This window comes from Streptomyces otsuchiensis, from assembly GCF_004305975.1.
Taxonomy (GTDB): domain Bacteria; phylum Actinomycetota; class Actinomycetes; order Streptomycetales; family Streptomycetaceae; genus Streptomyces; species Streptomyces otsuchiensis.
In genome coordinates, this window is the sequence record NZ_BHZI01000217.1 from 1 (window position 1) to 10,092 (window position 10,092).

At 72.9% G+C, this 10,092-nt stretch carries 9 protein-coding genes and 1 pseudogene; 2 read left to right on the forward strand and 8 right to left on the reverse strand.

Annotated elements, in window-relative coordinates:
* A partial coding sequence (locus E0D90_RS27965) for a sulfurtransferase (protein ID WP_265415963.1) occupies positions 1-910 on the reverse strand: 910 nt, incomplete at its 3' end.
* 183 nt (positions 911-1,093) lie between these two features.
* Complete coding sequence (locus E0D90_RS28500; RefSeq protein WP_369008433.1) at positions 1,094-1,540, reverse strand: putative leader peptide; 447 nt, start codon at positions 1,538-1,540, stop codon at positions 1,094-1,096.
* Here E0D90_RS28500 and E0D90_RS19185 point away from each other — a divergent pair.
* Positions 1,434-1,871, forward strand: coding sequence for a hypothetical protein (locus E0D90_RS19185; RefSeq protein WP_130799402.1), 438 nt, complete (start codon positions 1,434-1,436; stop codon positions 1,869-1,871). The two genes, E0D90_RS28500 and E0D90_RS19185, sit on opposite strands and share 107 nt — an antisense overlap.
* Before the next feature lie 52 nt (positions 1,872-1,923).
* On the opposite strand, the gene E0D90_RS19190 is transcribed toward E0D90_RS19185, so the two are convergent.
* The 4 genes from E0D90_RS19190 to E0D90_RS19205 form a co-directional block, all read right to left on the reverse strand.
* Complete coding sequence (locus E0D90_RS19190) at positions 1,924-2,907, reverse strand: aldo/keto reductase (protein ID WP_130799403.1); 984 nt, start codon at positions 2,905-2,907, stop codon at positions 1,924-1,926.
* Positions 2,908-3,090: 183 nt separating this feature from the next.
* Positions 3,091-3,591 carry a DUF779 domain-containing protein gene (locus E0D90_RS19195; protein WP_130799404.1) on the reverse strand — a complete coding sequence of 167 codons (501 nt, stop codon included), beginning with the start codon at positions 3,589-3,591 and terminating at the stop codon, positions 3,091-3,093.
* Complete coding sequence (adh, locus tag E0D90_RS19200) at positions 3,591-5,108, reverse strand: aldehyde dehydrogenase (protein WP_103529256.1); 1,518 nt, start codon at positions 5,106-5,108, stop codon at positions 3,591-3,593. Before adh ends, E0D90_RS19195 begins: the two co-directional genes overlap by 1 nt.
* A gap of 235 nt (positions 5,109-5,343) precedes the next feature.
* Positions 5,344-6,621 (reverse strand): AfsR/SARP family transcriptional regulator, encoded by a 1,278-nt coding sequence (locus E0D90_RS19205; protein ID WP_130799405.1) that lies wholly within the window; start codon positions 6,619-6,621, stop codon positions 5,344-5,346.
* A gap of 507 nt (positions 6,622-7,128) precedes the next feature.
* On the opposite strand from E0D90_RS19205, the gene E0D90_RS19210 reads away from it, so the two are divergent.
* A complete protein-coding gene (locus E0D90_RS19210; protein WP_227870327.1) occupies positions 7,129-7,812 on the forward strand; it encodes an HNH endonuclease family protein in 684 nt (227 codons plus the stop codon).
* 62 nt (positions 7,813-7,874) lie between these two features.
* Here E0D90_RS19210 and E0D90_RS19215 read toward each other — a convergent pair whose 3' ends face one another.
* Together E0D90_RS19215 and E0D90_RS19220 are read right to left on the reverse strand one after the other, a co-directional pair.
* Positions 7,875-8,054 carry a hypothetical protein gene (locus E0D90_RS19215; RefSeq protein WP_103504579.1) on the reverse strand — a complete coding sequence of 60 codons (180 nt, stop codon included), beginning with the start codon at positions 8,052-8,054 and terminating at the stop codon, positions 7,875-7,877.
* Between the two features lie 446 nt (positions 8,055-8,500).
* Positions 8,501-10,092 (reverse strand): annotated as a pseudogene (locus E0D90_RS19220) (D-alanyl-D-alanine carboxypeptidase); the annotation flags it as partial.

The window sequence follows — 10,092 nt, forward strand, 5'->3', positions numbered from 1 at the left end:
CCCCGAGGTGGGCGGGGGCGGCGTCGGGGGCTTCGGCGGTGGCGATCTCCAGGACGTCGTCGCGGAACACCCGGATCTCCGGGTCCCGTTCGGCTGCCTGGTAGTCGCCGGGCTCGGGGTCGGGTGCGATGTTGTCGAGCGGCCGGCCCTCGGCCTCCCACTTCACGCGGCCGCCGTCGAGTAGCCGGACGTCCTCGGTGCCGTAGAGCTTGAAGACCCACGAACCCCAGGCGGCGAACCAGTTGTTGGCGTCGCCGTAGAGGACCACGGTGGAGTCCTCGTTGATGCCCGCGGCCTGACCGAGTTCGGTGAACTCCTCCTGGGTGACGATGTCCCGGGTGTCCTGCTGGACGAAGTGCTCGGTCCATACGAACTCGACGGCGCCCGGTACATGGCCCTCCTCGTAGGAGGTCAGGCCGGAGCCGGGGCGGTTCTCGCTGACCTCGATCACGACGACGTCCGGGTTGTCGAGGTTGTCCTCCAGCCAGTCGGTGGTGACCAGCACCTCGTCCTGGTGGACGGCCTTCTGGCCGGTCGCGGCCGGGGGCGCCTGGCCGGCGTTGTCGCCGTCGGCTGCGTCGGCTGCGGAGTCGGTGCCCGAACGCTGCTGCTCGGAGGCGGTGTTGTCGTCGCCGGAGCCGCTGCCGACGGCGACGGCGGTCACGACGGCGGCGACCACGACCGCGGCACCGAGCGCCAGCGAGACGCGCCGGCGTCTCTGCCGGACCGTGTCGGCGTCGTGGGCGGGCTCCGTACCGGCGCTGGGTTCGGCGGCGGGTTCGGCGGCGGGTTGGGCGGCCGTCTCGGCGGCGGGTTCGCGGGCCAATGGGGACCGGTCGGCGCCGGGGCCGGGAGTCTCCCCGGAGTCACCTGGCTCGTCGGGGTTCTTGGTGCTGTCATCTGCGGGCATGGGAATGTCCTTTGTCCGGCCGGGAAAACGGGTGTACGTCAGCGGCGCGCGGCGCGCGGGGATTCGCCGAGGCGTGACCTCTCCCCCCACAGGTGCGCGGCTGCGCGGACCGGGAACGCACGGACGCACGGGTCCGCGGACGGGGAGAGGGGGCGGTGGAGCGGAGCGGAGGTGGAGAGCCGGCTACGCGGGGCGGCGACAGAGGCTGCCGGCCACACGGCACAGGTCGACGACGCGGCGCCGCGTCAGACCTGGCCGGAGGAGACTCTCACTGCTCATGCGAAGAGATGCTAGCGACGAAGGAGCACGCACGACAGACGTCGGGGCGTTAACGCTGTGTGGACGGATCGGCCCGCTGGGCGCCGCCACCACGGTGTTGTGGCGGCGATGTGTCGCGGCGGCCAACTCGGCGTCACGGGCCGGGCAGGAGAGCGGCCGGCGGGCGGCCACGGCGGCTGTCAGTGGCTCGTCGTAGCGTCGGCGACGACAGCGACGCAGCCGGGGCCGGGACGGGGAGCACGCCATGGGCCAGTACTTCGAGTATTTCGCCGCGACGGCGGAGGAGGCCGCCGCGTGTGTGCCGGACGGCCCGACGGCCGCCGGGCACACCGTGTGCGAGGTGAAGGGCATCGACCCGGTGGTGGTGCTCGGCGAACTGTTCGCGCACGCCCGTGGGGAGGACGGCTACGACCTGGACCGGTCGCTGGAGCGCTGGCCGGTCGAGCGCCGGCCGCCCGAGGGGGACGCGGAGCTGGTCCGGGTGCACGACGGCAATGTGGCCGCTCTCGCGTCCGTTCCCGACGAGCGGCTGCCGGGGATCACGGTCCGCTGGGCGGCGGGCGAGTACTGGGTGGCGCTGGAGCGTCCGGAGGAACTGGCGCCCTCCGTGGCGCAGTTGCGTGACATCGCGGTGGCGGCGAACCGGCCTGGCCATGGCATGTACGCCTGGTGGCTGCCGTGACTTCCGCCGGGCGGCCGGCCGCCCGGCGGCAGTCGCCGGGCGGCCGCGCGGTTCACCAGCGGTCGTGCACCTGCGGCCGGATGCGGCGGTCGTAGAGCTCGCCGATCTCGTGGAGTACGGCGTCGGAGAGCGGCGGCAGCGCAGCGGCTTCGGCGTTGGCGCGGACCTGCTCGGCGTTGCGCGCGCCGGGGATCACCGTGGTGACGCCGGACTGCTGGATGATCCAGCGAAGCGCGGTCTGCGCGGGGCTGGCGCCCTCGGGGACGAGGCGGGCGAACTCGGCCGCGGCCTCCACCCCGGTCGCGTAGTCGACGCCGGAGAAGGTCTCTCCCTGGTCGAACGCCTCGCCGTGGCGGTTGTAGGTGCGGTGGTCCTCGGGCGCGAACACCGTCTGCTCGGTGTAGCGGCCGGAGAGCAGGCCGGAGGCGAGGGGGACGCGCGCGATGATCGCGACGCCCGCGGCCTCGGCGGCGGGCAGCACGCGCTCCAGCGGCTTCAGGCGGAAGGGGTTGAGGATGATCTGCACGCTGACGGTGCCGGGCCGCGCGATGGCGGCGAGCGCCTGGTCGCAGGTCTCGACGCTCAGGCCGTAGCCGCGCACGCGCTTCTCGGCGACGAGGGTGTCGAGCGCGTCGAAGACGGCGTCGGAGGCGATGACCTCGCTGGGCGGGCAGTGCAGCTGCACCAGGTCGAGGGTGTCCGAGCCCAGGTTGGTGCGTGAACGGTCGTTCCAGGCGCGGAAGTTGTCGAGCGTGTAGTTCTCGGGCTCCTGGGGGACCCGGCGCCCCATCTTGGTGGCGACGGTGACCCGGACGTCGGGCCTGGCCCGCAGGTAGGAGCCGATCAGACGCTCGCTGCGACCGTCACCGTAGACGTCGGCGGTGTCGAAGAAGGTCACGCCGGCCTCGACCGCCGCGTCCAGCAGCGCGGGGGCGTCCTCCTCGCGGAACTCGCCCCAGTCGCCGCCGAGTTGCCAGGTGCCGAGTCCCACGGTCGAGAGCTGCTGCCCCGACCTGCCGCAAACCCGCTCTTCCATACGTGCCTCTTTCTCTGCCGCGGCCATCACGGTCCGCTGTCGCGGAACTCCACGATGCTACGCGGGAGATGAGGGCTCCCGTCGTCCGCCCGGTTCCGGAACAGGACCGGAACCGCACGGACGGCGGTTGGACGAAGGCCGGAAGACGGACGGGCGACGGAACGGCCCGGCGCCGCCGCCCGGTCAGGGGCCGGCGTCCGCCCCGGTGGGCGGTGGCGGGCCGGCCTCGGCCCGCGCGTTCTCCTCGTCGGTCATCACACGCGAGCGCAGCAGGAACCGCACACCCTCCGGTGCCTCCAGCGAGAAGCCGCTGCCCCGGCCGGGTACCACGTCGACGGTGAGCAGCGTGTGCTTCCAGTAGGTGTACTGGTCGGCGCTCATCCAGAACGGCGTCCCGCCGTCGAGGGTGCCGAGCAGCACGTCGGAGGCGCCGACCCGGAACTCGCCGCGCGGGTAGCACATCGGAGAACTCCCGTCGCAGCAGCCGCCGGACTGGTGGAACATCAGCGGACCGTGCGACTGCTCCAGCCGGGAGACGAGTTCACGCGCGGCGTCGGTGAGGGTCACCCGTTCCAGCGGGGTGCCCGGCCCGGCGTCGGCCGCCTCGGCCTCCTCGTCCTCCTCGGGCGGCTCCGGCGGTTCCGCACCGCCCTCGCTCTCGAAGTCGCTCACCGGGTCGTTCATCAGAAGAACCCGAGCTTCTTCGGGGAGTAGCTGACCAGCAGGTTCTTGGTCTGCTGGTAGTGCTCCAGCATCATCTTGTGGTTCTCGCGGCCCATGCCGGACTTCTTGTAGCCGCCGAACGCGGCGTGCGCGGGATAGGCGTGGTAGCAGTTGGTCCAGACCCGGCCCGCCTTGATCCCCCGGCCGAGGCGGTAGGCGTTGTTGGCGTCCCGGGTCCACACGCCGGCGCCCAGCCCGTACAGGGTGTCGTTGGCGAGCTTCAGCGCCTCGTCGACCGAGTCGAAGGTCGTGACCGAGACGACCGGGCCGAAGATCTCCTCCTGGAAGATCCGCATGTCGTTGGTGCCTCGGAAGATCGTCGGCTCGACGTAGTAGCCGCCGTCGAGACCGGGGACGGTGCGGGCGTTGCCGCCGGCCAGCACCTCGGCGCCCTCCTGCTTGCCGATGTCCAGGTAGGACAGGATCTTCTCCAGCTGGTCGTTGCTGGCCTGCGCGCCGATCATCGTGGCGGGGTCCAGCGGGTCGCCGGCCGTGATGGCCTTGGTGCGCGCGACGCAGCGCTCCATGAAGGCGTCGTAGATCGAGGAGCTGATCAGCGCCCGGGAGGGGCAGGTGCAGACCTCGCCCTGGTTGAGGGCGAACATGACGAAGCCCTCGACGGCCTTGTCGAGGTAGTCGTCGTCGGCGGCGGTGACGTCGTCGAGGAAGATGTTGGGGCTCTTCCCGCCCAGCTCCAGCGTGACCGGGATGATGTTCTCACTGGCGTACTGCATGATCAGGCGGCCCGTCGTGGTCTCGCCGGTGAAGGCGACCTTGGCCACCCGGGAGCTGGAGGCCAGGGGCCGTCCGGCCTCGGTGCCGAAGCCGTTGACGACGTTCACGACGCCGGGCGGCAGCAGGTCGGCGATGAGGTCCATGACCAGCAGCAGGCTCGCGGGGGTCTGCTCGGCGGGCTTGATGACGACGCAGTTGCCGGCGGCCAGGGCGGGCGCCAGCTTCCAGGTGGCCATCAGGATGGGGAAGTTCCAGGGGATGATCTGGGCGACGACGCCCAGCGGCTCCTGGAAGTGGTAGGCGATGGTGTCGCCGTCGATCTCCCCGATGCTGCCTTCCTGGGCGCGGATGACCCCGGCGAAGTAGCGGAAGTGGTCGACCGCCAGCGGCAGGTCGGCGGCGAGCGTCTCGCGTACCGGCTTGCCGTTCTCCCAGGTCTCGGCGACGGCCAGCTTCTCCAGGTTCTCCTCGATGCGGTCCGCGATCCGGTTGAGGATGCGGGAGCGCTCGGTGGTGGAGGTGCGGCCCCAGGCGGGCGCGGCGGCGTGCGCGGCGTCCAGCGCCAGCTCGACGTCCTCGGCGGTGGAACGTGCGACGCGGCAGAACGTCTGACCGGTGAGCGGTGAGGGGTTGTCGAAGTACTGCTGTTTGACGGGCGCCACCCACTCGCCCCCGATGAAGTTCTCGTACTGCTTGTCGTAGCTGACGATGCTGCCTTCGGTTCCTGGCTGCGCGTACACCATGGCGGCTCTCCCTCGGCACGGTCCGTCCGGACGGTCTCGGCAGCGCACCGGCCCTCGTGGCCGCGGCGCCACCGTTGCGGCACTTTCGCGCGCGCGGGTTGGCGAAAGGTTGGCGCGCAGTTCAGAGCGGTGCGCGCGGTCGTACAGCGGGTCACCTGGCGGGCACGCAGAGCGCGCGGCGGGCGGCACCGCGCGCCGGGGCGTGGGACGGCGGAGGGTCTGCGACGGGCGCCGTTCAGTCGGCGAGTGCGGCGCTCAGCAGGCCGAGCACGCCCGCGCGGCGGGGGTCGTGCCGCCCGAGGCGACGCAGCGCCTGCTCGTGGACCTCCGCGTCGTCGGGGGCGACCTCGCCGTAGCGCAGCAGCTCCTCCGGGGTGCCGGAGGCCAGCACCGCCGCCCGTGTCGCGACCTCCAGGCGGAGCCGCCACGCGACGACGCCGGGCGCGTCCGACCGTGGCAGCAGTGGCCCCCGGTAGTGGCGCAGCGCCCCGGCGACGTCTCCGGTGTCCAGCGCCCGCAGCACATGGACGGCGTCGCAGTCGACGGGCCGGCTCAGGGCGTAGACGCGGTTGGCGATGTCACCGCCGACGGCGCGCCGCAGGTGGGAGACCTCGGCCTTGAGGGTGGAGTCGCTGACCGGCTGGTCGCCCCAGAGCGCCAGCCGGAGGGCGGCGGGGGTGAAGCCGCGGGGCTCCAGGGCGAGCAGGGTGAGGATCTCCAGCTGTCGTGGTGGCAGCCGCAGCGCGGCGCCGTCGCACTCCCCTTCCGCTCGGTCGCCCAGGCAGGTGAGCCGCAGTGCGGACGGGGCGGGCGCGGAAGTCCGGACGGGCGTGGCGCCCGGGGTGGACATCGGCGGGCGGCCGGCGCCGGGGTCCAGGAGACGGGCCTCGATCGAGGAGACCACGGAGCGCACCGCCGACATCGCCAGCGGGTGCGAGCGGTCCCAGGTGCTGGAGAGGTCGACGACGCCGAGCACCCGCCCGTCCGGTCCGTGGATCGGCGCGCAGTAGCAGACCCAGCCGTGCAGGGCCTCGACCAGGTGCTCAGCGGAGAAGACCATGCTGGGCCGGCCGGTGCGCAGCGCCAGGCCGAGCGCGTTGGTGCCCATGGCGGGCTCGCTCCAGCGACCGCCGGGGGCGAAGTTCACCCGCTCGGCCTTGCGGCGCATCACCCGGCCGCCGCAGGTCCACAGGATCGTCCCGGTCTCGTCGGTGACGGCGGCGATGAATCCGGCGTCCTCGGCGATGCTTCGGAGTTCCCCGGCGACGGCGGTGACGGGGCCCCGCAGCGGGGAGGCCGCCCATCGTGGGTGGACGGTGCCGCCGTCGGTGACGGGGGCGCAGTGGCGTCCGGGGTCGACGGTGACCAGGGAGCGCTGCCAGGAGTCGGCCACCTCGGGGCGCGCGGCGGCGCCGTCCGGGGTCCGGCCCGCGGCCCGCAGGGTGGGCACCCACCGTGACCAGGCGTCCGTCACCTCGGCGCGGCGTCGGCGGAGATCGGTGTTCGCTGGCATGTTCACCCTTCGACCACGTTGTCGTTCGGGGTCCGGCATGCCCAATTGTCCCGCAGGACGCCGGGTACGCACCCGTGATCGGCCAAGCGGCCCGGTACCGCAGGCCCCGCCCCGGCCCGGCGCGTGGCCACCTCCGGGTGACGGCGGCCGCCACCGCGTGGCCCGGGTGGGCGATGGCCGGCCGAGGTGTGTCCGCCACGCCCGGCCTCGTGGCGGGCTCCCGTCACCGGGCGCCAGGCGGCCCACATGCCGTGGGCGGTGGCGGTGACCCGGACGGAGGCGGCGCTGAGCAGGGCGTACGCGGGCGCCCGGCCGGGAGCGACGGTGGCGGCCGGGCGGCGCCATGGTGGCGCGAACACAGTGAACGCGTGAAGCGCGCTCCGTCCCGCGGGCCTGTCCGGCGCGCGGCCGGGTAGCCTCCCGGCGGAACACGTGCTCCCGCCGGGGGCACCCGGAAAGTGGGCGGCATCGCGCATGAGGCGGCATCTGAGGCGGCATCAACTGATAGTGGGAACGCTGGCGGTAGCGCTCGGCGTGACCCTGACGGGCTGCGGGGAGGACACGCTCTCCCTGCCGTCCGCCGACGACGTCGCCGAGGAGGTGACCGGGGAACCGGCGCCGGAGGGCGGCCAGAGCGCCGAGGGAAGCCTGCCGGGGCTCCCCGGTGCCGAGGAGGGCCGCGCACAGCTCGGCGAACTCACCGTCGCCGAGGAGGGTTCGATGGCGGGCTACTCGCGTGACGAGTTCCCGCACTGGCAGAGCACCGACGGCTGCACGGCCCGGCAGCACGTCCTCGTCCGGGACGGCACCGGCGTCGAGACGGACGACAACTGCCAGCCGCAGGCGGGTGAGTGGTACAGCGCCTTCGACGGGGAGACGCTGACGGCCGCCTCGGAGGTGGACATCGACCACATCGTGCCGCTGGCCGCCGCCTGGCGCTCGGGCGCCGACTCATGGGACGAGGAGACCCGCCGGGCGTTCGCCAACGACCTGGAGAATCCGCAGCTGATCGCGGTCAGCGCCTCCTCCAACCGGTCGAAGGGTGACCAGACCCCGGCCGACTGGCAGCCGATGGAGTCCTACTGGTGCGAGTACGGCCTCGCCTGGACCTCCGTGAAGCACACCTACGAACTGACCGTCACGGACGAGGAGTTCGACGCGCTGACGGAGATGCTCGACACCTGCGCGTGACCGCTGGTGCTCCCGTGCGGGGAACGCCCCGCACGGGGGCACGCCGGCTGCCCGGCCACGCGTCAGTGGCGGGTGCGGTAGCGCTCGGCCTTGTCGAGGATCGCGGTGAAGCGTTCCCACTGCTCGGCGCCCTCCCGGGTGGGGCCCACCGTGAAGTCCTCCGGGTCGAGGAAGTCGAGCCGTTCGCGGGTGGCCGGATCCAGGTCCCGCCACGCCGCCTCATCCTGCGGTGACCGCGCCACAGTCGTTGCACACCCAGTTGCCGTTGTTCAGCCGACGTCCTCGGGTGGAGCCGCATGACGGACAGATCATCACGCCGCTCCTTCCCCGCGTCACAGCTCATGTGAAAGAACCGACTGTAGCGCGCCGCAACGTGGCACGGCAGCCCCTTCGTTCGGGGTGGCTGACGTGCACGGGGACGGCCCCGGGGGCGTGGCACGGCGCGGCGGGTGCGCGGCACGGCGCCCGTCGGGGCACGGCCGCCGACAGGGGCGCGTACCAGGCATCCGCGCGCCCCCTACGCGCCGGTCGACGGCGGATCTGTGGAGTTTGACCACGGTGCCAGAGGCCCGCACGACGACCGCCCGCCGCCCCGACGTGCGGGGCGGCGGGCGGCTCGGCCGGCCTCGGTCCATCGGCTGAGGTGAATCACGCTCCGGCGCGCGACCTCCGAGGGCCGCGCGTGTCCTCACCCCAGGCGGAGCAGTTTCGCGCCGATTCCGGGCTCCTCCATGGCGCGCTGCAAGGTGACCGGGACCTCGACCACGGCACCGTCGGCGTCGCCCACGGTGAGGCTGCCGACGACGGTGCCGGCGGGAGTGTCGGATCGCAGTCCGCCGTCCTCGCCGTTATCCGTCAGCCGGATGTCCACCGTCAGGCCGGGCCAGCCCACGGCCGTCACGTCCTCGCTGACCACCAGCGGCGTGCGTCCGCCCATGCCGTCGTCGACATGGCCGACCACGTCACCCTCGCTGAGCACCTGCTCCGTCTCCAACTGCTGCTGGGCGAAGGTCATCAGCGCGTCCGCAGCGGTCACCGCGCCCGTCCTTATCGAGTTGTCGGAGGGGTGCGGCGGCTGGCTCAGCACCGCGCCGACGATCAACTGGCTCTCCCCGTCCACGTCCTGCCGTGCGGCGAAGAGGAAGTTGCCACCGGCGGCGGTGCGGCTGCCGGTCTTGATGCCGACGACGCCGTTGACCGGCACGAGCGGGTTCCCGTTGGGGTGGGACTCGCCGTACTGGTCGGTGTAACCGGAGACCCCGACGACCTGGCGCAGCACCGGGTCCTCCATCGCGGCCCGGCCCAGCTTGACCTGGTCGGCAGCGGTGCTGACCGAGTCGAGGTCGAAGCCGCTGGGATCGGTGTAGACGGTGTCGTCCATGCCGAGTTCGGCCGCCGCCTCGTTCATCTTCCCGACGAAGGTCTCCACATCACCGGAATCCCAACGCGCCAGCAGCCAAGCGACGTTGTTGCCGGAGGCGATCATCAGCGCCTGGAGCGCCTCCCGTTGGGTGATGGTGTCACCGGCGCGCACGTCCACGACCGAGTCGCCGCGGTCCTCACCGAGGGCGTAGTCGTCCTGCGCCTGCTGGTCGACGGGGATGTCCTCGCCGTCCTCGTCCACGCCCATGGGGTGGTCGCGCAGGATCAGGTAGGCCGTCATCGTCTTGGTGACACTGGCGATCGGGACCGGCACCTGCTCGCCGGACGTGCCGAACGTCGCGACCCCGTCCACGTCCAGCGCCGCCTGGCCCTCCTCCGGCCACGGCACGTTCGGCGACTCGCCGTCGAAGGTGTGCGTCTCGGCGGTCGTGATCACCAACGTCGGCTCGGGCAGGGGCCGCAGGACCTGGGCGACGCCGACCAGGACCACCAGCAGCAGCACCAGCGGCGTCCAGATCTTCACCCGGCGCAGCGCCGACCGCAGCGGCGACGGCGGCGGGGCCTGCCGGTTGGTGAGTTCGGCCAGCAGCTCCAGCGGGTCGCGCTGCGCGTCCGGGACGGGCGGCGGCGGACCGGTCGGGGCCGGGACCTCGTCCGGGACCGACGGCGCCTCCACGGTCGCCCGGGGCGGGGCGGACGGCGGGGCGGTGACCGCGCCGATCACGGCGGTACCGGTCGGGGAACGACCGGAGTCGCGCAGTGGCACGAAAGTGCTGTCCCGGACCGGCTTCTCCGGCGCGGTCGGCTCGGCGGCGGCGTCGTCGTCGCCGTCCGGCTCGGCGTCGGGCCCGGACCTCGCGTCGGGCCCGGGCTCCGCGTCGGGGTCCGGTTTCGGCT

Excerpts from the sequence above, each read along its gene's own strand:
- E0D90_RS19185 (WP_130799402.1), top strand. The coding sequence starts at position 1,434 with ATGGGCCAGTACTTCGAGTATTTCGCCGCGACGGCGGAGGAGGCCGCC.
- E0D90_RS19190 (WP_130799403.1), bottom strand. The coding sequence starts at position 2,907 with ATGGAAGAGCGGGTTTGCGGCAGGTCGGGGCAGCAGCTCTCGACCGTG.
- E0D90_RS19195 (WP_130799404.1), bottom strand. The coding sequence starts at position 3,591 with ATGAACGACCCGGTGAGCGACTTCGAGAGCGAGGGCGGTGCGGAACCG.
- E0D90_RS28500 (WP_369008433.1), bottom strand. The coding sequence starts at position 1,540 with ATGCCCTTCACCTCGCACACGGTGTGCCCGGCGGCCGTCGGGCCGTCC.
- E0D90_RS19205 (WP_130799405.1), bottom strand. The coding sequence starts at position 6,621 with ATGCCAGCGAACACCGATCTCCGCCGACGCCGCGCCGAGGTGACGGAC.
- adh (WP_103529256.1), bottom strand. The coding sequence starts at position 5,108 with ATGGTGTACGCGCAGCCAGGAACCGAAGGCAGCATCGTCAGCTACGAC.